Origin of the sequence: Hallella bergensis DSM 17361, from assembly GCF_000160535.1 — a bacterium.
Taxonomy (GTDB): Bacteria; Bacteroidota; Bacteroidia; order Bacteroidales; family Bacteroidaceae; genus Prevotella; species Prevotella bergensis.
The window spans coordinates 530,234-556,045 of record NZ_GG704781.1; the positions used below are offsets into that span (position 1 = coordinate 530,234).

At 45.0% G+C, this 25,812-nt stretch carries 20 protein-coding genes; 2 read left to right on the forward strand and 18 right to left on the reverse strand.

The features are described from left to right. The 10 genes from HMPREF0645_RS06180 to HMPREF0645_RS06225 all read right to left on the reverse strand — a co-directional run bounded on the left by HMPREF0645_RS06180 (position 1) and on the right by HMPREF0645_RS06225 (position 11,855). Positions 1-1,350 carry a DUF4836 family protein gene (locus HMPREF0645_RS06180; RefSeq protein WP_007174062.1) on the reverse strand — a complete coding sequence of 450 codons (1,350 nt, stop codon included), beginning with the start codon at positions 1,348-1,350 and terminating at the stop codon, positions 1-3. Continuing rightward, positions 1,347-2,072 carry a 16S rRNA (uracil(1498)-N(3))-methyltransferase gene (locus HMPREF0645_RS06185; protein WP_007174063.1) on the reverse strand — a complete coding sequence of 242 codons (726 nt, stop codon included), beginning with the start codon at positions 2,070-2,072 and terminating at the stop codon, positions 1,347-1,349. The genes HMPREF0645_RS06180 and HMPREF0645_RS06185 overlap by 4 nt, the downstream gene beginning before the upstream one ends. Next, positions 2,069-2,668 (reverse strand): UvrB/UvrC motif-containing protein, encoded by a 600-nt coding sequence (locus HMPREF0645_RS06190; RefSeq protein ID WP_007174064.1) that lies wholly within the window; start codon positions 2,666-2,668, stop codon positions 2,069-2,071. The genes HMPREF0645_RS06185 and HMPREF0645_RS06190 overlap by 4 nt, the downstream gene beginning before the upstream one ends. Further along, positions 2,665-3,996, reverse strand: coding sequence for an MFS transporter (locus tag HMPREF0645_RS06195; protein WP_007174065.1), 1,332 nt, complete (start codon positions 3,994-3,996; stop codon positions 2,665-2,667). The genes HMPREF0645_RS06190 and HMPREF0645_RS06195 overlap by 4 nt, the downstream gene beginning before the upstream one ends. Positions 3,997-4,191: 195 nt before the next feature. Next, entirely contained in the window at positions 4,192-5,286 is a 1,095-nt protein-coding gene (locus tag HMPREF0645_RS06200; protein ID WP_007174066.1) for an ABC transporter permease, read from the reverse strand. After that, the gene (locus HMPREF0645_RS06205) at positions 5,283-6,377 is read right to left on the reverse strand and encodes an ABC transporter permease (protein WP_007174067.1); all 1,095 of its coding nucleotides are present in this window, start codon (positions 6,375-6,377) and stop codon (positions 5,283-5,285) included. The genes HMPREF0645_RS06200 and HMPREF0645_RS06205 overlap by 4 nt, the downstream gene beginning before the upstream one ends. 33 nt (positions 6,378-6,410) lie before the next feature. Further along, the gene (locus HMPREF0645_RS06210; RefSeq protein WP_007174068.1) at positions 6,411-7,880 is read right to left on the reverse strand and encodes an ATP-binding cassette domain-containing protein; all 1,470 of its coding nucleotides are present in this window, start codon (positions 7,878-7,880) and stop codon (positions 6,411-6,413) included. 6 nt (positions 7,881-7,886) lie between these two features. Further along, the gene (locus tag HMPREF0645_RS06215; protein ID WP_007174069.1) at positions 7,887-8,780 is read right to left on the reverse strand and encodes an HlyD family secretion protein; all 894 of its coding nucleotides are present in this window, start codon (positions 8,778-8,780) and stop codon (positions 7,887-7,889) included. A 2-nt stretch (positions 8,781-8,782) separates the two neighbouring features. Further along, positions 8,783-10,030: a TolC family protein gene (locus HMPREF0645_RS06220; RefSeq protein ID WP_044123341.1), complete on the reverse strand. Its 1,248-nt coding sequence runs from the start codon at positions 10,028-10,030 to the stop codon at positions 8,783-8,785. Positions 10,031-10,916: 886 nt separating this feature from the next. Further along, on the reverse strand, positions 10,917-11,855 hold the full coding sequence (locus tag HMPREF0645_RS06225; protein WP_007174071.1) for a ribose-phosphate pyrophosphokinase: 939 nt from the start codon (positions 11,853-11,855) through the stop codon (positions 10,917-10,919). Between the two features lie 170 nt (positions 11,856-12,025). Between HMPREF0645_RS06225 and nspC the strand changes: the two genes are divergently transcribed. Further along, entirely contained in the window at positions 12,026-13,207 is a 1,182-nt protein-coding gene (gene nspC / locus HMPREF0645_RS06230; RefSeq protein ID WP_007174072.1) for a carboxynorspermidine decarboxylase, read from the forward strand. 113 nt (positions 13,208-13,320) lie between these two features. Here nspC and HMPREF0645_RS06235 read toward each other — a convergent pair whose 3' ends face one another. The 8 genes from HMPREF0645_RS06235 to HMPREF0645_RS06270 form a co-directional block, all read right to left on the reverse strand. Then, positions 13,321-13,899, reverse strand: a complete 579-nt coding sequence (locus HMPREF0645_RS06235) for a 30S ribosomal protein S16 (RefSeq protein WP_007174073.1) — start codon at positions 13,897-13,899, stop codon at positions 13,321-13,323. 207 nt (positions 13,900-14,106) lie between these two features. Next, complete coding sequence (locus tag HMPREF0645_RS06240; protein ID WP_007174074.1) at positions 14,107-14,751, reverse strand: DedA family protein; 645 nt, start codon at positions 14,749-14,751, stop codon at positions 14,107-14,109. Between the two features lie 101 nt (positions 14,752-14,852). After that, positions 14,853-16,571, reverse strand: coding sequence for a glutamine--tRNA ligase/YqeY domain fusion protein (locus HMPREF0645_RS06245; RefSeq protein ID WP_007174075.1), 1,719 nt, complete (start codon positions 16,569-16,571; stop codon positions 14,853-14,855). A gap of 231 nt (positions 16,572-16,802) precedes the next feature. Next, positions 16,803-17,849 (reverse strand): endolytic transglycosylase MltG, encoded by a 1,047-nt coding sequence (mltG, locus tag HMPREF0645_RS06250; RefSeq protein WP_007174076.1) that lies wholly within the window; start codon positions 17,847-17,849, stop codon positions 16,803-16,805. Between the two features lie 157 nt (positions 17,850-18,006). After that, positions 18,007-19,527, reverse strand: a complete 1,521-nt coding sequence (locus HMPREF0645_RS06255; RefSeq protein WP_007174077.1) for a DUF4301 family protein — start codon at positions 19,525-19,527, stop codon at positions 18,007-18,009. Positions 19,528-19,635: 108 nt separating this feature from the next. Beyond that, positions 19,636-21,003 (reverse strand): tRNA lysidine(34) synthetase TilS, encoded by a 1,368-nt coding sequence (gene tilS, locus HMPREF0645_RS06260; RefSeq protein ID WP_007174078.1) that lies wholly within the window; start codon positions 21,001-21,003, stop codon positions 19,636-19,638. A 9-nt stretch (positions 21,004-21,012) separates the two neighbouring features. Then, positions 21,013-22,206, reverse strand: coding sequence for a class I SAM-dependent rRNA methyltransferase (locus HMPREF0645_RS06265; protein WP_007174079.1), 1,194 nt, complete (start codon positions 22,204-22,206; stop codon positions 21,013-21,015). A gap of 6 nt (positions 22,207-22,212) precedes the next feature. Continuing rightward, positions 22,213-22,974 (reverse strand): 3'-5' exonuclease, encoded by a 762-nt coding sequence (locus tag HMPREF0645_RS06270; RefSeq protein WP_007174080.1) that lies wholly within the window; start codon positions 22,972-22,974, stop codon positions 22,213-22,215. Positions 22,975-23,307: 333 nt separating this feature from the next. On the opposite strand from HMPREF0645_RS06270, the gene HMPREF0645_RS06275 reads away from it, so the two are divergent. Beyond that, complete coding sequence (locus HMPREF0645_RS06275) at positions 23,308-25,761, forward strand: FtsK/SpoIIIE family DNA translocase (protein ID WP_007174081.1); 2,454 nt, start codon at positions 23,308-23,310, stop codon at positions 25,759-25,761. Positions 25,762-25,812 lie beyond the last annotated feature (51 nt).

Below are 25,812 nucleotides of genomic sequence, written 5' to 3' on the forward strand. Positions count from 1 at the left end.
TTAGTCATTATTGACCGAGTCGACCTTTAAGGTGTAAACAATAGCGTTAAGATCACCAAACACGGGTCTTAACAACGAAGCAAATGTCTGTGCTTTACTCCCTTGTAATGCAGAAAAGTTGATAACCATCGCCAATCTTTCTCCCTTAATCTTATTTTGCAGAAAAGAAGATATGGGATTAGTGGCAGGCATAACACTTCGTAGAGCTGCATTCTTGCTGTCACCACTCATATACTGCCAATCGTTGGTAACACCAAAAAAATAGGTGGTGTTGTTTCCTGTATAATAATAGCAGTCACGTCCCCAGTCTCCAATATGTCCTCCTGCCGGAACACTTTGCTTCCAGTAATCCACGTCAGCCAACCAGTCGGCATGCTTCAGCTTGGCAGCCATCGACATTCGAAGGCCTTGGGTTGCTAAGGCCGGAGATATCAGGACCATGTCACCATCAATACTCTTGATGATGTTATCCATATCGATTGCCGAATTGATACCGGCAAGCATCATTCGTATTCCCTTGTTCTGGCGCATCAATTCTATCAGCTTTGCACCTTCTACATTCATGAACAAGCCAAAAGCATCACTGTTGGCCATCGATGCTACATATTTGCCCTCTATAGGACGATAAATTTTTGCAGCATGCTGTAAAGCCTCATTGATTTTCGGTTTCAAGGAGAATGTTTTCCCTTTTATTATCAGGCACCCCTTCTCCACTGCCATTTCTGCAGCAATCATGATTTCCGAGGCATCAGTACCCCTGGGAGTGCCAAGTGTAAATGGTGTGACAAGTTGCTCTGGCAGAGCATCAGCCTCACAGACGAGTGACATGGGTGCATCAATGGAATCGAGTTTGGAAAAAATCGGAGTTGAGACAATCCCGTCTTTTTCATCTGCTGCAAGGTATTTTGCCATTGTTGTTGACAGGTCAAGCATAGCTTCCTGCAACACCGGCCCCATGATCAGAGTAGCCTTGTCAGAGTAGCCCACTACCCAATTATTAGATAAAGCATAGAACTCAAACCCTTTTTTGGATGGTATTTTTTTTGCAACTTTATTGAGCGTTTGGCCTAATTTGTCGCCGTCGGAAACCTTGGCGCATAGCCCCAGGTTGCTTTGGGCATCCTCAAATATGTATATATTCGATGACAGATCGATTCCGGTATTGTTCAAATTAGACACTTGAAGCATGGTCTTGAGTAATACTTGGTTGCCGGTTCCGCTTAGCTTGGTTGGATTAATGCCCATCAGTAGTTTACTTTCAGAAGGTATAGTGTTCAAATAGTCGGTATCGGAACACGATACACACAACAAGGTAAACCATGTCAGGATAAAATAAACAATCTTTTTCATAATTTCCTTTTTGATAACTGTCCCATTGTCACCGCCATCAAACCTGCCGTTTCTGTACGCAGTCTGCTACTTCCAAGAGCAATGCTCTCATAGCCATGTTCCAGTGCAAAATGTACCTCGTCTATGGAGAAGTCTCCTTCGGGACCGACAAGTACGGTTATTTCTTCGTCTTGTGGAACTTGTTGAAGCTCTTCGAACAAGTCCACCTTTTCTATATCATGATAACAATGGGCTATAAATTTTCTGCCACGACGTGATTGAACAATAAAGTCTTTGAATTGAGTAAGGTCGTTCAGGCGCGGTTTCCACGCCTTTCGACTCTGCTTCATTGCAGAAACAATAATCTTATCAAGGCGATCTGTACGGATTTTCTTACGCTCAGAGAATTGACAAAGTAGCATGGTCACCTCGTCTACTCCTATCTCTGTCGCCTTTTCGAGCATCCATTCCATGCGATCCATCATCTTTGTGGGTGCTATCGCTAAATGGATTCGACCCAACCAGGTTTTAGTCTGAGGCAATTCCTCCTTGATGATATAACTACAATGTTTCCCTACGGATAGCGTTACTTCTGCATGATAGAACATTCCTTGACCATCCATGAGATAAATGTCATCACCAACTTGCAATCGTAACACTCGTATGGCATGTTGAGCTTCGTCTGATGGGAGTTCGGTAAGGTCAGAAGCATTGGGTGAATAAAAATATCTTATCTCTTTCATTCCTGTGCCTCCTGCTCTTTGGTCGCATTGGAACTGTCTGATGAGGATTTCCTGCGGCGATTGATTTCGTCACGTAGATGTGAAGCCATCTCATAGTTTTCACTGTTGATAGCTTTGTCTAAGGCACTTTGAAGCATCTCATCGCTAATGGTGTTGACAGGTAGTGACACGCCGATAGAATTGCGGTCGTAGACCGTACTTTGGCGCTTAAACAACGATTCTGCCATCATAACGGGAATATCTCCACGACTTACATACGACAGCAATATTCCTTGTGTGACACTGATCGGCACCATGTCGGTAGTGTCCTCATTGCTCAGTACGGCTTGATATTTACCATCTTTAAGGGAGTCTATATGAACTTCAAGACGCAGATCGGTCTGCCATTGCAGCACATTCCATAGTGCTTCGGGAAGCAATCTCTCTACAAGGGGAGTACGGTCTATGCGTAAACTAAATTCGTTGAGCGTATGTTTGTCACATGGCAAGACCACCTGACGCAACTCTGCGCTGTCGGTAAGAACCAACAAACCAATATCCGGTGAGCCTACTATTTCCGAAGCGCTCTTGAATAATAATCTTATCCTTGGTATCATTCAGCAACTGATTTTTGTTTTTCCGGGTGATAGAGAATGGCGAAAGAAACACCAACTATCAATGAAAAGGTTGCAAATATAAACCAGCATGTAGACCAGTCGCCCATGAGATAACCATTGTCACCCCACGAACAATAGTGATTTACAACAGCTCCGGCCGATAGTGTTCCAATGGTTGCACCTATTCCGTTGGTCATGAGCATAAACAACCCCTGTGCTGAGGCTTTGATTGAGCTATCGCACTCTGAGTCTATGAAAATTCCACCGGTCACATTAAAGAAGTCGAATGCCACCCCATAGATAATACACGAGAGAATGAAAAGCAACACTCCAGGCATGGTTGGACTACCGATACCAAACAAACCAAATCGGAAAACCCATGCAAACATAGCTATGAGCATGACTCCTTTTATACCATACCTTCTTAGAAAGAACGGAATTAGCAAGATGCACAAAGCTTCACTAACTTGGGAAATTGATGTCAACAGCGTAGCATTGTTTGCAGCAAAGGAACTTGCTATAAGAGGGTCGAGACTACCTTTAAAACTTGTTATGAATGGTCCTGCAAAACTATTGGTCACCTGGAGTGACATTCCCAACAATGACGAAAAAATCAAAAATAAAGCCATTCGCTTTTGTTTGAATAACTTAAATGCATTAAGACCAAAGGTTTCGGCCAGCGATTTATTTTCCTGTTTCGTAGCAAGGTGGCATTCCGGCAATGTAAAACAATAGATAAACAGTATGAAGCTTAATACCCCTGATACAAAAAACTGCATATAGGTATATTGGAATTTATGTGCATTCTCTGCAAAGGTGAACGAGAACCCACCATCATCCCATACTGCACAGTTGACAAACCACATTGTCAGAATGAAGCCAACTGTTCCCAGCACACGTATGGGAGGGAAATCCTTAACGGTATCAAGGTTGTTGTTCTTTAGGATTGCGAATGCCGTCGTGTTCGAAAGGGCAATCGTGGGCATGTAGAAAGAGACGCTCAATGCGTACATTGCAATGAACAATCCCTTGTTTTGTATCTCATTGCCAAATCCGGCTTGCATTCCTATATACCAACAGCTCATCATAAAACCACCGGCCAACAAATGGCAAATGCCAAGCATTCGCTGAGGCTGTATGTATTTGTCCGCAACAATACCAATAAGAGTTGGCATGAAAATAGAGACTATGCCTTGTATGGCATAAAACCATGCTATTTCTGTTCCCAATCCTGCAGTTCCGAGATAGTTGCCCATGCATGTAAGGTATGCACCCCAAACGGCAAACTCCAGGAAACTCATCAAGGCTAATCGCAGTTTCAAATTCATCGGTGTTTATTTTGATTTACCTTGCAAAATTAGATAATTTTTCCCGAATTATGAAATAAAGAGAAAGAATATCCCAAAACGCACTTCTCAAGTCATATTACACCTTTATTCCTTGGAAATTTGATGGGCTTAGTAGTAATGGATTATCCTTGCACGGTTCCCAGACTCCGTTTTAAGAGAGCAAAGTCCCCACCCTTACGTGGTCTTTGTTTTTTGGTAGCTCACGACAGCCCATACGTCTATAACTACAGCAAAGATGGTGAGGATAAGCAGATTGTGAGAAATGCTGGCCAATCCTCCACCACGGATAAACACGGTCCGCATGCCATCGATGAAATAAGTTACAGGATTCAATATGGTTAGCTTCCGTGCCCAGTCGGGCATGCTTGCCAAGGGAGTGAACAATCCACTGAGAAGCATCACAAACATAATGACGAAAAACATTACGAACATGGCCTGCTGCATGGCATCGCTATAGTTTGAGATTATCAGTCCGATACCGCTGAATATCAATGCCAGGACTATGGACAGGAGATAGACCAGAGCCAGGCTTCCTGCCGGAAAGATACCAAATACCAGCCACGCCAAGATGATACACTCTGTGAGAACCACCATTGCGATGATCCAATAAGGTATCATTTTTGACAATATAAACTCGATCTTGCTCACAGGCGTGACATTCATTTGCTCAATTGTACCTGCCTCTTTCTCGCTCACAATATTCAAAGCCAGCAGAAATCCGCATAGCATGATGAGCACCTGTGTCATCAAGGCGGGTATCATAAACAACTTATAGCTCCTGTGAGGGTTGAATAAGGCTATGGTGGAAAAAGGAGTCTCCTGCGGCTGAACTTGCTCCTCCAACAGATTCTGACTGACGATGTTAGCCAGATAAGCTGATCCCATGCCACCCTTTGTTCCGTTCACGGCATTGGCGGCAATGAGTGCCTGCGGTTGCCTGCCATTTACTATGTCACGCTCGTAATGGCGGGGAATCTCCAGCACGACGTCGGCATCATTTCGCTCAATAGCCTTCATCCCTTCATTGTATGTAGGACTCGTTCCCGCAAAACGAAAATAAGGTGATGCTTGAATGCGTTGTGTCAGACGTTGAGACAGACTGCTATGGTCATTGTCTACCACACAGACGTTGATGTTTTTTACTTCCATGGTGGTTATCCATGGGAAAATCAACATGATGGCAATGGGAAAAAGCAAGATGAGTTTCGGAATAAACGGGTTGTTCCGAATCTGAATGAATTCTTTTTCGATGAGAAAACGTAATGTCATGACAATCTGATTTTAAACTTTTTCAAAGCGATTCCCAAAAGCAAGATGGTCATGGCCGTCAGCACCAACAACTCCTCGTAAACCATTTCCACACCAACTCCCATGATCATCAACTTCTTCATGGCCGACACATACCACAGGGTGGGTACAATAGCCGAAATATACTGTAGGATAGCAGGCATGCTTTCAATGGGATAGATCATACCCGAGAGCATCATGCTGGGCATGATGAGGAGCATGCCGGATATCAACAGAGCCACGACCTGCGTCTGAGCTGCCACGCTGATGAGCAATCCCAAGGCGAGCGACAAAAGTATATAGATCAATGATACCCCCAAGATTGTCAAAATGTTTCCGGCGAGAGGAACTTGCAGTATATATTTGGATATCAGTAATACGCTGATCAGGATCAGGAATGACAATACAAAATAAGGTACAGCCTTGGCAATCATGATGTACAATGGTTTGACAGGCGACACCAATAGCACCTCCATGGTTCCCCGTTCTTTCTCCCTGACAATGCTTACCGACGTCATCATGGCACAGATAAGCATCAGCAGCATGCCCATGATGCCTGGAACAAAATTGTAGGCACTCTTCATCTGGGGATTGTAAAGCAATTTGGTGTTGACAACTGGAGTCTGGGCAGACGGGGTTAACCTTGTCAACTCTTGCATGATAATTTGCTGGGCATACGACACTTGTTGCTCGGCCATATTCGGATCAGTGTAGTCTGCTATGAACTGCACGCCGGCCTGACCGCTGTACTGGTTGTTAGCAAAATGTTTAGAAAAAGCAATGGCGAAGTCTATCTGATGATCAGACAAAAGCTGCTTTGCCGCTTCCGTCGTGCCGACAGTATGTGTCACCGTAAAATATTCGGATGCATCGATGCGCTGAACAATCTGTTGCGTACGGTTGTCCATCGAAGAAGTTACAATCGCTACCTTAACATTCTTGACATCGGTGGTAATGGCAAAGCCAAAAATGAGCATCATCACCACGGGCATGCCAAACAAGATGAGCATGGTACGTCGGTCACGTACAATATGCTTGGCTTCCTTGATAACGAATGATATGAATTGTTTCATTATTAATATGCAATAGAAATGGTGAATGATGAATTATTCTCCCCGTACAGCCTCACGCGCCAGCAATGTGAAGACTTCGTCCATACTTCCCAGTTTATAGGTGCGTCGCAACTCATCAGGGGTGCCCATGGCTCGGATTTTCCCATCAACCATGATGGATATCCGGTCACAATATTCAGCTTCGTCCATATAATGCGTTGTTACAAACACGGTGATGCCCCGCGATGCAGCTTCATAAATCAACTCCCAAAACTGTCGTCTGGTAGCAGGGTCCACACCGCCTGTCGGTTCGTCAAGAAACACCACCTCCGGTTCGTGGAAAATACTGACCGAGAAAGCCAACTTCTGTTTCCAACCCAATGGCAACGACTTGACGGGTGAATGGCGATGGTCCTCGAAGTGTAACCGTTTGAGCATTTTGTCTGTTTTGCTTGAGATTTCCTCTCGGCTCATGCCATAAATACCTCCAAAAAGTTTGATGTTTTGTGCAACCGTCATATCCTCATACAGCGAGAATCGTTGGCTCATGTAGCCGATATGCTTCTTGATTTCCTCCGACTGTCTACGAATATCAAAACCTGCTACTGTTCCCGTTCCGCTGGTGGGCTTGTTCAGTCCGGTCAACATGTGCATCGCAGTGGTTTTACCTGCACCATTGGCGCCAAGAAAACCAAAAATCTCGCCACGATGGACGGTGAAGGATATATCGTCGACCGCTCGAAAAGATCCAAACGCCTTGACCAAATGTTCGACCTGTATCACGTCATCAACTGTATCTTTCTGCCCGTTTAAGGTTTCATCGGCATGTTCCAATCCCTTTGGATTGAATATGTCGGCAAACTGAGTCAAGATCCTGTCCGGTGTACCCACTGCCCTGATCCGGCCTTGATCTAAGAATGCCACGCGTTCACAACAACGTATTTCGTCTAAGTAGGGCGTGGCAGCGACAATCGTAATGTTACGGTCCTTCAAAGAACCAAGCATCTGCCACAACTCTTTACGTGACACAGGGTCGACGCCCGTTGTGGGCTCGTCTAAGAACAACACGCTTGGCTGATGAATCAGTGCACAGGAAAGTGCCAGCTTCTGTTTCATACCACCCGACAGGGCACCTGCCTTTCGGTCTTTGAACGGTTCGATTTGCGAATAAATGGCCTTTACACCATCGTACCCTGCTTCAACCGTCGTGCCAAAGAGATCGGCAAAGAAGCGTAAGTTTTCTTCCACCGTCAGATCCTGATACAGCGAGAACTTGCCGGGCATATAACCTACACGGCGCCTGATGTCCCTGTATTGTTTCACAACATCATATCCATCAACCTCCGCCGTGCCCGAATCAGGCAGTAAGAGCGTTGCCATAATGCGGAAAAGAGAGGTTTTGCCCGCTCCGTCAGGACCTATCAAACCAAATATTTCGCCTGGCTTGACCGAGATGGAAACACCATCCAAGGCTTGTACATCGCCGTATCTTTTGCTGACTTCTTTTACCTCAATAGCATTCATGCCTCACTACAGATTCATACCACCATACATACCTATCTTGATGTTGCCGTCGTTCTGTACAGCAACCTTCACAGCATATACTTGGTCGGCACGTTCGTCGTCAGTTAGTATAGTCTTGGGAGTAAACTCTGATCGTGGAGATATCCACGTCACAGTCCCGCGATATTCCTTACGCTCACCGGCTCCGTAATCACTAAAGACAGAAACTTGTTGTCCAACTTTTATCTTTGTCAACTGCTGACTGGTAACATAGGCACGCAAAAAGAGGTTCTTGGTGTTAGCCACTTTGAACAGCGGTTTGCCCATCGCCGCAAACTCACCTTTTTCGGCATACTTCTCAAGCACTGTTCCCGTGATAGGAGACATAATATGGCATTTCTTCAGCTGATCCAAAACCTGATACTTCTGGATGTCATTGGCACTGATCTGCGAGTTGAGTGCACGGGTATTATTGCCCAAAGCTGATTGTTGAGCTGCAAGCTGACGTTTTAACACTCGTACAGCAGACTGGGCATCGTCGAGTTGTTTGCGGTTGGCAGCACCGTCATTGACCAACCCTTGGAAGCGCCTCTCCTCTTGCTCTGCCTGCTTGAGTTGCTGTCTGAGCACAGCAATCTGTTTGTCGACATTGGGTTTCTGATAAGCAATCGAGGCCGAACTGGCACCTATCTGTCGAGCTTTTAAAGCGAGTTGAACGGTGTCTATTAATCCAACTTGCTGATTCTCTGTTACCTTGGACCCTTCGGTTACATCAAATTCTATCAGCCGTCCATTTTGTTCAGCCGAAACAAGAATCTCCGTTCCCTCGAACATTCCAGTTGCATCGTAGGTGTTCTCTTGGGATGAGCAAGCTGAAAATAGTGCCACAAGCCCTATGGTTACTATTGTTGTTGTTTTCATATTCAGTTGTTGTTGATATTTTTTAAACGATATATTTCTTGCAAAAGTTGAATCTCGTGAATCACTTTCTGTTGTCGCGCTTCATTTACTGCATTAACATCACGCAGCATTTCGTTGATAGTCTCAATGCCATTCTGCACTTTTGCCACCGACTTGTCATGTATACTCTCGCGCAAACGAATGATGCGCTCGTCTTGATTGATTTTATTCTGTAGGTCGCCGATAGAACCTTGGGATTGTCGGTTCTGCAAACTGGTGTTGAAGAGAAATGTCTCGCGTTCGCTCTCAATCATTTGCTTTTTCGTCTCAAGGTTTCTTAAATCGTTCTTACGTGTATAGAAGGGTGATAATTTCCACGACAATGTCACACCCCCGGCTACCATGGCAGGTTTCATGATCTCCATCACTTTGTTGTGATACAATCCCATAGCAAAGGCACTCACAGTAGGGATAAGCTGGCTGTCGAGTGCTTTTCGTTGCGAGTCGAGCAGTCGCTGCTGAGCTGAGAAGTAGGAAAGTTCAGGACGAAGCATGGCGTTGTCAGCCTTCGGAGCAACCATAGCGGGTCGTGCCAGTTGTGTGTTTTCATCCACTTTCTGACCAATAAACAAACTCAACATCTGAGCAAAAGCCTTTCTGGAGGCTCGCAAACTACCTTCTTGCTGCTCTGCCCGGACTTGTTCCACCATCACCGCGTCAAGATCCGATTGGTTGGCGATGCCTCCGTTCATCATGGCATTGACTGTCTTATTACTCAATTCCAAGTCATTTTGCAATATTTTCACCTGTTTCATTTGTTCATCCAGCATCAGGATGCTGAAATACAACTGGTCAACACGTTCGTTGATAGCATACAAACGCACGTCTAACTGACGCTCATCCGCGTTGGCCTGTGCCTCTGCCAATTTTTTTTGAGCCGATATGCCACCTCCGTCATAAATAACTTGGTTGATTTGCACACTGCCGTTGAGCAAATAATTCTTCATGTCGTCCATTCCCATGGCGGCAGTTGAAGGCGAAGACGACACCATATCCGTGAACGCATGGGCACCGAAACTGAATTTTACTTCGGGCAGATAGACCTTAGAAGCATTGGACACAGTATAGTCTTTACTCTGCCTGATCAATTCATACTGTTTGATCATGGGATATTCTTCACGTGCCATCTCATGGCATTGGTTCAGCGTCAGCTGTGCAAAACTTTGTACAGTGACAACCGATAAAACAAACATGATAACCTTTCGTTTCATACGTTTTATTGCTCTTGATGCGAATTTGTAGAATACTATAAGCCTTACGTCAATCAATTGGTTTGAAGTGACGGAGATAGGGCATGTTACATGCAAATTTAAAAAAAAATCCTGAATTATAGGTTGGACGTTAAAAAAACGAGGAATAATTAACCGTGTCTTAACTAATTTTGCTATTTGAGAATGTAAAAATCTGCTTAAGACAGTCCGCTGACAGTCAAATTTTTGCATAAAACATGACACAATGTTATTTCGTTGCTATGAGTTTTTTCTTCGGGTCGTCAAAAACAGATGTACGGATGTGTAAAAATAAAGTTACCTTTTTTTTACAAATATTTTTTAAACATCCAGAGGAAAATGCGCCATGTTCTGATGCGAATTATCTGTCTTGAAAAGCTGAAAAATGCGAGTACGATGCGATTACGGCCTTGTCGCGATGCGATTAGAATGGAACGGTAGTGCGGGAAAGCTTTGATCGTCATGCGATCAAGTTCGAACGATAAAGCCGTTTGATATGTAATCGCAGTTTATCAAACAGTAGCGTTTGGAGCAAAATTCCAGAACGAGCTGAGTATCAAGATACTATAAAAAGACGCAATTTTAGCATATTTCAGACGTGACGGCATTTGTTTTGAAATACGGGAATTATAATGGTACTTTTGTCAAAATAAATGCAGTCGAAGAAAATGATGAGGGGTGACAGAAATGATGTAAACAACCGTACTGCATCGCGATATTATTCCCAGCTGTAGACGAACAGTTTCCGATATGTACAGCGATTGTAAGGATTTGAGGCAAGTTTTATCGGCAAAGGCGAAGGTAAATATATAGCCGGTCTGCAATGAGCAAACCGGCTATGTTGATACGTTAGCGCAGAATATATCGCTTAGATAAGATATTGAGAGGAGATGCTCTCGTTGTTCACAACGCGTCTGATGGTTTCAGCTATGATGCCGGCAACGCTCAGTTGCACCACCTTGGAGCAACGCTGAGTATAGGGAATGGAGTCTGTGAAAACCATTTCCTCTAAGGCTGATTTCTCCACACGGTCGTTGGCAGGACCGCTCATGACGCAGTGTGAGGCACATGCACGAACACTTAATGCCCCGGCCTCCATCATAATGTCAGCTGCTTTGGTTATCGTGCCGGCTGTGTCCACCATGTCATCAATGATCACTACATTTTTGCCTTTTACATCTCCAATAATCTGCATGCTCTCAATCTCGTTGGCGCGGGCACGGGTCTTGTTACAGAGCACGAGTGGACAGCCTAAGTATTTGGCGTAGGTGTTGGCACGCTTGGAGCCGCCCACGTCGGGCGAGGCGATCACAAGATCCTTGAGATGAAGCCCCTGAAGATAAGGAAGTATCACTCCCGAAGCATACAGATGGTCTACGGGAACATTGAAGAAACCCTGAATTTGATCGGCATGAAGATCCATGGTGATCAGACGGTCGATACCGGCCACTCTCAGTAAGTCGGCCACCAATTTGGCACCGATGCTTACCCTCGGCTTGTCCTTTCGGTCCTGACGTGCCCAACCGAAATAAGGAATTACAGCAATGATCTGCCGGGCGGAAGCACGCTTGGCTGCATCAATCATCAAAAGCAATTCCATCAAGTTGTCAGAATTGGGGAATGTACTCTGTACCAAGAAGACATCGCGACCTCTGATAGACTCCTCGTAAGAAACAGCAAATTCTCCATCGGAGAATCTTGTTACGACCAAATTACCCAGCGGACAGCCCAAACTTGAACAGATTTTCTCAGCAAGATACCTTGAGCGTGTGCCTGAAAATACTAAATAAGAGTTCTTTTCACTCATGTTGTACGGCGTGTTTTATATATGATGTAGACTTCTGATTCTGCAAGGAATATGCGTGTTATGAACTTTGGAAGTGTTCCATTGTCATATCCGGTGCAAAAGTATTAAAAATACTTGGATTTGACAATTTAATTTGGAAATAAAACCTAACTTTGCACAAAATCAAAGATATGAAAACAAACGTTTTGACTTTCGAAGGCTTTAACCGTCCGGCATACATTTTGGAGGAAGCTAAGCTTCGTAAGAATTTACAGCTTATCACACATGTGGCAAAGGAGGCTAATATAGAGGTTATATTGGCATTCAAGGCTTTTGCATTGTGGAAGACGTTTCCTATTTTCCGTGAATACATTCATTCCGTTACAGCCAGTTCTCTGAGTGAGGCAAGGTTGGGTCGCGAGGAGTTTGGAACACCGGTGCACGCATACTCTCCGGCATACACCGATTATGAAATAGACACCATAGCCAGATGTTCGAGTCATCTCACATTCAACTCTCTCTCGCAGATGACCCGCTATATGCCAAGAGTAAAACAGATAAACCCTACGATCAGTTTGGGTCTTCGTATTAATCCGGAATATAGCGAAATCGACAACATACTTTATGATCCCTGCGCACCAGGGTCACGTTTTGGCGTACGAGCTGAAAAACTTCCAGATCGTTTGACTGATGGGATTGATGGTTTTCACTGCCACTGTCATTGTGAAAATAATGCGGATGTTTTCCAACGCACCCTCGAACATATTGAACAAAAGTTTTCAAAATGGTTCACTCAAATCAAATGGATTAATTTTGGCGGTGGTCATCTGATGACCAAGAAGGGATATGATACAGAACTGCTTATCAGGCTTCTTAACAACTTTCATAAGCGCTATCCTCATTTGCATGTCATACTGGAGCCAGGAAGTGCTTTCCTTTGGGAAACAGGACCTTTGGTAAGTCAAGTCGTAGACATTGTGGAAGACAAAAGCATTCGTACAGCCATTCTCAATGTGAGCTTCGCCTGTCACATGCCTGATTGTCTTGAAGGTCCCTATTGGCCTTCGGTAAGAGGTGCAAAAACCTACGAAAGTCCGGATGGAAGCATGGTAAAAACAGCGGGGACGAAAAACGTATATCGCCTTGGGGGAAACTCTTGCCTGAGTGGTGACTTCATGGGATATTGGGAATTTGACCATGAATTACACGTAGGACAGAATGTTATCTTAGAAGACATGATACACTATACCACGGTGAAAACCAATATGTTCAACGGAGTATCCCATCCATCCATCTTTTTGGCTCGTGAAAATGGCGAACTTGAGTTACTGCGAGAGTATAGCTATGAAGACTACAAAAGTCGAATGGACTAAAACATAACAGCACAACAAAGGCTAAACCTTGTTGTGCTGTTATGTTAATTGTCTTCTTGAAAATCAGGCGATAAGACTGGATGATAAATCCGAATGCCTCATCCAACTGATTCTTATTCGGCAGAAGATGCTTCAGGCTCTGCAGATGCTGGTTCCTCTGTTGCAGATTCTTCTGCCACGGGCTCCTCAGCAGCTTTTGCAGCGGCCTCGGCTTCTGCTTTGGCAGCAGCTTCGGCAGCTTTCTTTTCTGCCAACTTCTTAGCCATTGCCTCGCTCTTGCTCTTTTCTTGTTCCAATGCCTTGGCAGCCAAGTCTTCTCGGCTCTTAACTGCAGCTTGATGAACTTCTGTCAGCTTCTGCTCCTTGCTTGTTTTCCAAGCATCGAACTTCTGCTGGCATGCTTCTTCATCGAATGCACCCTTCTTTACACCACCCTTGAGGTGTTTCATCATGTAAACGCCTTCGCGCTTGAGGATGTTGCGAACTGTGTCAGTAGGTTGAGCACCTACTTCCAGCCAATAGAGCGCACGGTCGAAATTCAAATCTACGGTTGCAGGATTGGTATTTGGGTTGTAAGTACCAATCTTCTCTGTAATTTTACCATCACGTGGAGCTCTTACATCAGCGATGACGATGCTATAGAATGCATAGTTCTTGCGACCGCCGCGCTGTAATCTAATTTTTGTTGCCATTTTGTTTTAAAAACTTAAAAATGAGGTTTGAATTATGCTCCCATCTCGTGGAAGCGTGTGCAAAGTTACTCATTTTAGTTCAGTTTCTGCTACTTAACGAGATATAACCTAAAGATGTTAATGTTTTTTAAGAATAAATGATAACGGGTTTGATACCATAAGCAACTCGGGGATCGTTGACGTTATAACGGTTATATCCTTATACTTTTATCCATCAGCATTACCTTTAGCCTTGCGCTTCGAGAGTTGCCATTTCAACACAACCACAACAATGACCAAAGCCACAATGCCGATCACCGCAACCTGAATATACTTGTTGTATTCTTCTATCTTGCCGTAGAGTTGATGCATCGGTACAAAAGAATGCAACCACCATCCGAGAGAAGCCAATACACAGTTCCACAAACCTGCTCCTACTGTTGTATAAAAAGCAAACTTCCAAAACGGCATTTTGGATAGACCCGCAGGAATTGAAATAATCTGTCTAATACCAGGCAAAAGTCTGCCAGTCAGCGTGGCTATCACACCATGATCATTGAAGTATTTTTCACTTTTCTCAACTTTCTCCTGATTGAGAAGGCACAGGTGTCCCCATTTGCTGTTTGCAAAACGATAAATAATGGGGCGACCAAGATAATAGGCTGCAGCATAATTTGCAGAAGAACCGAGCAAGGCTCCCGCAGTAGCCGAGATGACCACCAGAAATACATTGAGCTCACCTGCAGCTGCACAATAAGCTGCCGGGGGAACGATAAGCTCTGATGGTGCGGGAATGACAGAACCTTCAATAAACATGAGAATAAAAACTGTATAATAGTTCAGGTTCTCCAAAAGTACAGATAGCCAGTTCATAAGTGTATTGTTCTTGAGAATTTAATATTCTCCAAGGTATTTATTGACTAAATGAATAAACACCTTGGAGAAAAAATCAAATAATAATCCGTCAGGGAATATTATTGTTTGTTCTTTTTAGCCCATGTATCTCTGAGCCCTACGGTTTTGTTGAATACCAATCGGTTGTCGTCTGAGTCTACATCACACATAAAATAACCCAGTCTGATGAATTGCAAATACTCTCCTGGTTTGCAACCTGCAGCGTATTGCTCCACATAGCAATTGTTCTTAATGCGCAGTGAATCTGGATTAAGTAGCTCGTGGAAGTCGCGTCCGTCAGCAGCTGGATTCTCAACATAGAACAATCTGTCGTATTCACGAATCTCCGCCTGTACGCAATGATCAGTGCTCACCCAATGCAACGTTCCTTTTACCTTGCGGTTCGCTCCTGCCATACCACTCTTGGATTCTGGATCATATTCTGCCTGAATCTCTGTAATGTTACCATCAGCATCTTTGGTGCAACCGGTACACATGACGATATAGGCATTCTTGAGTCTCACTTCCTTGCCTGGAGTCATACGGAAAAACTTCTTCGGTGCATCCTCCATAAAATCGTCACGTTCTATCCACAGCGTGCGCGAAAAAGTAATCTGATGTGTTCCACTGTTTTCCTGCTCCGGATTATTCTCGGCTATCATCTCTTCGCTTTGTCCTTCAGGATAGTTGGTGATCACCAATTTAACCGGATTAAGCACAGCAGAGACACGTGTTGCCTTCTTGTTGAGATCCTCACGAACAGCAGCCTCCAGCAATTCAATATCATTGAGTGCATCAAACTTGGTGTATCCAATAGACTTAATGAAGTTTCGTATTGATTCCGGAGAATATCCTCGGCGGCGCATACCACACAGCGTGGGCATACGTGGGTCATCCCATCCAGTTACCAGTCCCTCTTCTATCAACTGATGAAGTTTCCTCTTAGACATCACGGTATAAGTCAGGTTCAAACGATTGAACTCAATTTGTCGTGGACGAAAATCGTTGAGTCCTTTCGCTGCACTTCCGTCATATTCTTTCAGAAGATCAACCAATTTATCATAGAGCGGACGGTGAGGTACAAATTCCAACGTGCATATAGAGTGGGTCACTCCTTCAAAATAGTCGCTCTGGCCATGTGCAAAGTCGTACATGGGGTAGCAATGCCATTGAGTGCCGGTTCGATGGTGTGGTGTGTGAATAATGCGATAAATTACCGGATCGCGGAAATGCATGTTAGGATTGGCCATATCCATTTTAGCACGAAGCACCATTGATCCCTCGACGGCCTCTGCGGTGTTCATGAATTCGAACAAACGCAAACTCTCCTCCACCGGGCGATCGCGGTAAGGGCTTGCTATACCCGGCGTGGTGGGCGTACCTTTCTGTTCGGCAATCTGTTCCGAAGTTTGTTCGTCCACATATGCATGTCCGTTACGAATCATCCAAATGGCAAAATCCCATAACTTCTGGAAATAATCAGAAGCATAGAATATTTTATTCCATTTGAAACCCAACCACGAGATATCATGTAGAATATTCTCTACATATTCATTGTTTTCCTTGGTGGGATTGGTGTCGTCAAAGCGTAGGTTACACACTCCGTTGTATTTCTCAGCAGCCCCAAAGTCCATGCATATGGCCTTAGCATGCCCAATATGAAGGTAGCCATTGGGTTCTGGGGGGAATCGGGTTTGAAGTCGACCACCGTTTTTACCTTCAGCAAGATCTTCTTCAATGAACTGCTCTACAAAACTTACACTCCGTTTTTTTTCGTTGATATCTTCGTTAATATCCATAAATTCGTTGTCTTTCTATTATATAGATGCAAAGTTAATCATTTTCTGATAATTTATCTCAGAAAGGTTACAAAAGATTTACAAAAACACTTGTAGTTCTCAACAAAATGTGTTAACTTTGCAGTGTTATCCTGAATACAATCTTTTTACCTTAATGAAAAGGCTAATACCTATTGAGAATGAATGGTACACGCTGCGAAGCGAGTGCCATTTTTCCATTTTATACCTTTGCTATTTTATACCACGCTGATTCAGAGCCACAGCATATCTGTGAGCATTGCCCAAGTGTTCCTGATAGGTTCGGGCAAAGTTATGTGTGCCGCTAAAATCTTCTTTGGCGCACATATATATATAATCATGATGTACCATATTCAACACAGCATCGATGCCTGCCACCGAGGGGATACGAATAGGTCCAGGAGGTAATCCGGGGTAGCGGTAAGTGTTATACGGACTGTTGATATACAGCAGTTTGTTATATATCCGTTTCAGTCCAAATTGCTTCCATGCAAACTTAATAGTAGGGTCAGCCTGCAGGGGCATTCCCTTGGGATATTCCGCATTGCGAAGCATTAAGCGGTTATAATACATACCTGCCACCATGGGCTTTTCTTCGTTGTTGGCAGTTTCCTCGTCAACAATACTGGCAAGTGTCGTAACTTCTACGGGACTTAGCTTCAGCATTTCAGCCTTCGCTGTTCGATCTTCGTTCCAGAATTTCTTATTCTCCTTCTGCATATAATCCATGAAACGATCCAGGGAAACGGTCCAATAAACATCATACGTGTTGGGAATAAAGAGTGAGGGAATGGTCAGTGTGTCATAGCCATATTTCTTGCACATGGCTTCATCCTTAAACGCTTTCACCATTTCAAGACTGTCCAGCATCAGCTTGTCTCCAAGTCTTCCAGCCAGATCTTCCATCGTACGAACACTGGGAATCGTGAGGTTCATCGAAGTTTGCATCCCATTCTTGATACGACGGAACAGCGTAAAAGTTCCCGTAGACGACCCAATCTCATATCGTCCTGCATGCACTTTGTCAACCAAGCTGCTGTGCCGCGACAACGTGCTGAATGCATGGTAACAATGTTTTACAGCAATGGGCTTTAGTTTGGCCATCAAGGAGTCGTAGTTGTCATCCCTGTCGATATAAATATACGTAGTTTCCTTACCACCAGAGAAGGAGGCAAAAAGACAATAATAACCCAAGGCGGCAAGAAGCAGCAAGCAAATCAGTGCCGGAACCAGATACCTTGCGTTTACATTTTTTTTCATTTTACATGTTCGTTAAAAATCGGTGCAAAGGTACATCTAAATGGCAAAATGGCAAAACATTTAAGCCCTATCCTATCCAAATATGTCAAAATTCAGACAGAAAGGCTAAGCATGCTGTATGCTCTCGTTTCCTTCTATGTTTAGTAGACGATGATATCTACTGATGGCTGTCACGTAAAAGATCATTTACCGTCTTAACGGGATTAAAGGTGGAGAGAGGTACTTCAACAAAAAGGGTGTTCCAGTCGCTCATCGCCCCATTCCAAAGCCCCGGCAGTTCCAACGCTTTGAGTTCCTTGCCATTCTTGCTCTTCAGACTGATGAAGCCCGTGGACTCATCTACATAGTCAGGCAAGTTGAAAGCGTTGCTTTTGTAATCCTTAATGGCACAAACGATGTCAACGGGATTGAAATGTGTTCCGCCAGTAAACATCTTCATATACTCGGCATGGCCTGTGTCTATCTGGCTACTTTCAAGAATTTGCAAACTCACGCTTCCATCAGCATTATAGGCCAAGAAAGGACCGCCCCCGGGCTCTCCAACGTTCTTCACCACTCCACAGACGCGCATCGGGCGGTTCAGCTTCTTCTTAAGATATTCCACAAGTTCAGCATCTTCCATCTCCTTGAGTTCTAAATATCGGCAACACAGATCTCGCTGAACAAAACGAATGATTTCCTGAACCTTCTCATGATTGTAAACACCACTGTCGAGTGTTTGCATATATGCAAAGGCTTTTTCCTGCATATCGACCAATACACCGGCAATAATCTTCTTCCATTGCACCGTGTCAGCTTTCAAGCGATCTGGTACAACGTTATCGATATTCTTAATGAACACAATATCACCATCGATGTCGTTCAGGTTTTCAATTAATGCCCCGTGTCCTCCCGGCCGGAACAACAGACTCCCATCGTCGTTCCTGAATGGCGTGTTGTCTGGGTTGGTGGCTATTGTATCCGTACTTGGTTTCTGCTCCGAGAACGAGATGTTATAATGTATGTTATATTTCTTTTCGTAATAACCTTTCTTCTCCTTGACACGTTTTTCAAAGAGTTTAAGATGGTCATGCGATACCGTGAAGTGAACATGAACCTCCCCGTTGGATTCTGCATAAAGCGCTCCTTCTGCCAAGTGTTCTTCCATTGGGGTGCGGGCACCATCGGGATAGCTGTGGAACAGAAGCAAGCCCTTAGGCAACTGTCCATAATTCAAGCCCTCGACATTCAGCATATTGGCTACAACAGCTTTGTAGTTGCCCTCAGACAGGAGCTGTGCTATGGTTTTGCCATGATTTTCTAAACATTTATTGTCCAACTCATCGTAGAAAGCAAAATGCTTGACCTCATCAAAAAACTTCTTTTCAAAGTCTGTTGTTGGCACGTCATAGTCGGCTGCAAGAAAAGCAAACATGTTTTTAAACATCCGGCTGGCAGCTCCTGAAGCCGGCACAAACTTCACAACCTTGTGCCCCTTTGCCTTCTTGTATGCCTCCCAAACCTGTTCTAATCTTTTCTGCTCTTTTTCATCAAGCACCAAGATTCCTTTCTCCACAGATGCCGCTCCCTCCAAGCGAAGGTAAGGAAAGCCCTGTCTCACTTGGCTGAGCTGATATTCCACACGTGCCACGGACATGCCGCGGCTCTCTATTTGCCTCTTGTCTGCGTCTGTAAACATAGCTTGCTTCAGTTAAATTAAAAATTACACAACAAAAATAAGGAATATTTTCCAAAACCGAAAGAGAACAAGCTATAAAAGGTTGAAAAAATATAAAAAAATAGAAAGCTATACCAAAGAAATGACCAATGCCTTTCGCGACATCTTGCTGTCTATTGCATAGCGATCATCTATACGCTGTCCAACCAGCCATACTATATTTCCATCAGCATCCTCCATAACAACCTGACGGCGGCGAGCGATTGGCGACATCTTGTTGTCGGTGAGAAAGTCACTCACCAACTTGCTACCACTCATTCCAAACGGCACGAAACGGTCGCCTTTTTCAACGGGTCGGACAAGTAGGGGAAATCTTGTCTTGTCAGCATCAAGGTTGGCAACAGCGGTATTCCTGTCAATCTGAAAGTCATTGTCAATTGCTCGAAGCGACACTCGGATTTTTGACCTGCTTTTTCCTGCATCCATGTCAAACTCTTCCTTGGGTGCTGTGGCATAACTGTACACCCCTTCTTCAGGTATTCGAAGCACCGAAGGCTTGAATGCCCAAGACTTGGCGGTAAATATATCCAGCCTTTCCCTATCCGCAACTGCGACATACTCCCCGGTTTCCCACTGCCCTGCCCTACCTTCGTGCGACAATATTTCAAACATTTGGGAGCGGTTGAATCCATACTTGTTCAAGACAGACCATAGCACATAAGAGGGAGAAACCAGCTTGCGTAGGGTCTTTAGGTCATAGCTCATGTTGTCCCGGCGTATCAAGGCTATGTTGTTCTGCAGAGCTTCATCCATAAGTTTATTAGCCTCCCCAAGGTTTTCTGTCATGCGAAACACAGATGCTTTCACGCTTGGGTTTAACTCTTCAAGCAAAGGTATAATATCAAGTCTTAATTTATTGCGCATCACATCGTTTATAAGATTGGAGCTGTCAGTCACATAATCCTGTTCGATGCTATTTAAATAGCTTTCCACTTCATCTCTCGACACAGCTAACATCGGTCTTACAACGTTTCCGTTCCGGGGTTTCATACCCTGCAATCCAACCAGTCCCGTACCCCTGACTAAATTGAGCAATACCGTCTCCACTTGATCATCCCGATGATGAGCTACACAAATATCATCAGCACTCAAATCCTTGCGCAACTGTTCGAAATAGCCATAACGCAATTCTCGAGCAGCCATTTCTATTGAAATCTGATGCAAGGTGGCGTATGTTGTTGTGTCAAAATGAATGCGATGGAGTGTCATGTTCATCTTTTCACACAAAGCTACACAGAAGTCCTCATCCCTCATGCTTTCTTTTCCGCGCAGATGAAAATTACAATGAACAGCCTCGATGTGGTATCCGAGCCGTTTTAGTACACATAGCAGAGCAACACTGTCGGCACCACCCGACAGTGCCACTAAATAAAAACCGTCATGACGCATAAGCCCATGACGGCAGATGTATTGCGCTATGGTTTGCTCGAAGTCCATGACCTCTATTTATTCCACATACAGCACCAACCCCTTGAGATATTCACCCTCGGGATGATAGATGTTGATGGGATGGTCAGCAGGCTGGTGAAGCTGGTGCAAGATTCGCACCTTGCGCCCCGTTTGAGCTGCAGCCGTAAACACTGCATTGCGGAATTGGTCTTTGGTCACCACCTGCGAACAACTGAACGTAAACAAGATGCCGCCATGCTTGATTCGCTCCAGTCCTCTTGCATTCAATCGCGTGTACCCTTTCAAAGCGTTTCTCAGAACTCCACGGTGCTTGGCAAACGCCGGAGGGTCGAGAACAATAAGATCATATTTGTTGTCATTCGCATCCAAATATTTGAATGCATCGTCACAGAAAGCCTCATGCCGACTGTCTCCGGGGAAATTCAATTCAACATTACGATTGGTCAGCTCGACTGCCTTGGCGCTGCTGTCCACCGAGTGCACCAACTTTGCACCGCCTCGCATGGCATATACAGAAAAGCCCCCTGTATAACAAAACATATTGAGTATGGTCTTGTCTTTGGCATAGTGTTCCAGCAGTGACCGGTTTTCGCGTTGGTCAACAAAAAATCCCGTCTTCTGACCGCGAAGCCAATCGATATTGAATTGCAACCCATTCTCCATGGCCAGGTTATTGTCGGTAGACCCATACAAGAAGCCATCTTCCTGTCCAAGTCCCGATTTGAATGGCAGCGTGGTCTCACTCTTGTAATAAATTTGGGCAATCCTGCCACCCATCACGTCAACAAGCGCCTTGCAGATTTGCTCCCTACACACGTGCATGCCCACACTGTGAGCCTGCATCACAGCTGTAGGGCCGTAACAATCAACAATGAGACCAGGGAGACCGTCTCCCTCACCATGCACCAGCCGATACGTGTCGTTTTGTGGATTGTCCACTACACCAATTCTTTGTCGCATTTGCAACGCTGCATTTAAACGTTGTTTCCAGAAGTCATCATTAATCAAGACATCGCTGAATGAGAGTACACGAACGGTGATGGTTCCTATTTGGTAATGCCCTACAGCAATGAATTTTCCCTCCGAAGACATCACCCTGACGGTTTCTCCCTCTGCAATTCCCTCGTCAGCATGATGAATCGCACCACTGAATATCCAAGGATGGAAGCGGAGTAGCGACTCTTCCTTGCCGCGTTTCAAATATATTTTCTTGTATGTTTCGGTCATCATATCTGGTTACAACTTTTGTTCGGTCGGGGTTTTCGTCTTTTTCTTCCTTCGTGTAGTTCTCTGTTGGCTTGTCTTGCGCTTGGCACGCTTGGGCTGTTTGTTTGGCGTTGGTTTTCCCGTCGCCGCCGTTTTGTTTGCCGGCTCTGACGGTTCTGCCACTTCGATCAACTCATAATCGTGTGTGCGTTTTAATCTCGTGATTTCCTCATAGAGATGAATGCAACTCCACGCATCAATGGCAGCATATTGTTTTTGTTTGTCGCTCAGCACCGCAGCTTCCCAATTGGAAAGTCGCTGGCGCTTGGAAATCTTCTTGCCAAAGAAGTTGGCATAGAGCTTTTGCAAGCTCAAATCCTTCACCCCCAACTCCGGAACGATGTCCTGCAAATCAACAAACAGTCCCGGAGTGAAATTCTCACGTGCCTGCAACCCCCGGATATCATCATGCCACGAAAGACCAATCTTCTTGACGGTTGTATCTTCGAGCAGACGCTTGATGGCTGGGGTGATTCCGGTCAGATGAAGACGAAACAGGAAACAAGTGTCACGATTAGACACCTGCAGCAAGCACACCTGATGTTGTTCGCCACGGTGAAATGACGGTCTGGTTTCCGTATCCACACCCAATATATCGCTCGACAAGAGATAATCAACGGCTTTTTCTGCCTCACGAGCCGTAATGATTGAAATTATCCGACCCGGAAAAACAACTGGGGGCAACGCTGTCATCTCTTTTTTGTCGAACTTGCTATATATGTTTTTTTTCATCACCTTAATTTGCAATTTGCAAAATTATAAAAAAAGATTAATATAATAGGAAAAAGAAAAATTATTTTGGCTGGCAACAATATGCCGGAAAAGACCTGCAGGAGGTTCAACAGTCCTCGTTTAGACGATTTTAACGGTGTATGACGGCCGCAAGACAATCGTCCGACGGTCGCAAGACAATCGTACTGCGGCCGACAGTCAATCGTTTCGCGTTCGCAACACGTCGACTATAAGGTTAGATGGCAGCAGTAAAAACGAAAGTTCACCTGTTTTTCTTTTGCCATTCCATCTAAATCCATTAAATTTGCATAGAATATAAGAAGCACAAATATAATGGCAAAAAAGAGACCTTCCCGCAAGCAGAAAAGCTTTAGCGATGCAATAGGCATACGATATATATTTGGAAACGAAACCACAGATTTCTTTTTGGGACTCATTTTATTGGCCGTCGCGATTTTTATGACGATTGCCATGGTTTCCTACTTCTCCACAGGGCAAGCCGATCAAAGTATTCTTGAAAACATGCGACCCGGAGAATGGCTCAATCAGCATCAGGAGTTCACTAACTATTGTGGATCGATCGGGGCTATCCTCTCCTATTATCTCATCACGATCAATTTCGGTCTGCCGGCATTTCTGATCCCCGCCTTCGTGATTCTGGTTTCCCTGAAGCTCATGCGGGCCTACTCCGTAAACCTCTGGAAATGGTTTTTGGGGATGGCCCTGTTCATGATATGGAGTTCTGTCACTTTTGCGAAATTCCTTACGCCGCTGATGGGCAGCCAAGTGTTCAATCCCGGCGGCAACCATGGTTTGTTTTGTGTTCGTCAGCTGGAAAACATGATAGGTCCTCCTGGACTCACTGCCATATTACTCATCGTGGCGTTGGCCTTCCTCACTTATCTCAGTGCCGAGACCATCGAAATTGTGAGAAAAGCCATGAATCCCGTGAAATACATTACCGACAAAGTCAAGTTCACCGTCACACGCCATGTTCCCAAGGAAGATATGGAGGTGGTAGATGACGATGAAATGGATGTGGAGATCATCGAGGAAAAAGATGAAACGGACGATGCCGCGGCTACTGTTGTAGACCTTACTGACATGAGTCAAGGCGATCAGAAAGGACGCAAGGAGGCTACTACAGAACCTGTTATGCCTCATGTGCAGGCAGCAACACCAGATGCAGACAACCTTACGATTGATAACGTGAGGCAAGAGGACAAGGCTTCAGGCAAAATCCTTGCCGACAAGTCTCGTCTCGATGTGCCCATCAACCCATGGGAACCTTTTACCCGCTATAAATTCCCTACATCTGACCTACTGAAAAAATATGAGAACGATTCCACAATTGACATGGATGAAATCAAGGCCAACAACACACGCATCGTTGAGGTGTTAAGTAGTTTTGGCGTGAAAATCAGCAAGATTAACGCCACGGTTGGTCCTACGGTCACACTTTATGAGATCACTCCTGCCGAAGGTGTTCGCATTTCAAAAATCAGGGGATTGGAAGCCGATATAGCTTTGAGCCTGGCCGCCTTAGGCATCCGAATCATTGCTCCCATTCCTGGTAAAGGAACGATTGGCATTGAGGTCCCCAACAAGAAGCCGCAGATCGTATCGATGGAGAGCGTTTTGAACACGAAGAAGTTTCAAAATACCAAGATGGCATTGCCAATGGCCTTGGGCAGAACCATTACCAACGAAGTGTTTATGGCCGACTTGGCAAAAACGCCTCACCTGCTTGTTGCCGGTGCCACTGGCCAGGGAAAGTCGGTAGGACTGAATGCCATCATTGCATCGCTGCTCTATAAGAAACATCCCAACGAACTCAAATTGGTCCTCGTAGACCCCAAGAAGGTGGAATTCAGCATCTACAACAAGATTGCACCCCACTATATGGCTGCGTTGCCGGAAAATGAGGATGAACCTATCATCACCGATGTACAAAAAGTGGTGCGCACGCTCAATTCGCTTTGCAAACTGATGGACCATCGCTATGACTTGCTGAAAAAGGCACAGGTCAAGAAAATAGATGAATACAACAATAAGTTTGTCAACCACAGACTTAAACTCACCGACGGACACGACTACATGCCTTATATTGTTGTGATTATCGATGAGTTTGGTGACCTCATCATGACTGCCGGCAAGGAAATAGAACTGCCCATCCAGCGCATTGCCCAGTTGGCACGTGCCGTGGGTATCCATATGATTATTGCAACCCAGCGCCCTACCACCAAGGTCATCACGGGTAACATCAAGGCCAACTTCCCCGGACGTATGGCTTTCCGGGTGACGGCGCAGATAGACTCGCGCACCATTCTTGACACCACCGGTGCCGACCAACTCATCGGCCGGGGTGACATGCTCTTCCTTTCGGGTGGCGAACCTGTGCGTTTGCAATGTGCATTTATCGACACCCCGGAGATAGAATCTATCAGCAACTACATTGCCGCGCAGCCTGGACCAACCGACCCCATGGAACTGCCGGAGCCTGATGACAACACCGGGGGCTTCGGAGGTGGTCTTGGCGGTGGTGACTCCAAGAGCCTTGATCCATATTTCGACGAGGCGGCACATGCCATTGTCACCACACAACAAGGTTCTACAAGTATGATTCAGCGCCGGTTCTCCATCGGATATAACCGAGCCGGACGATTGATGGATCAGTTGGAAATGGCCGGTATCGTGGGAGCTGCACAAGGATCAAAACCTCGCGAAGTGCTCATTACGGATGAGAGTAGTCTGAACATGCTGCTGACACAAATCCACAGTAGTTAAAAGCGTTAAACAATATGAACAGGAGTAACACGACTGCGACTAACTACGTTC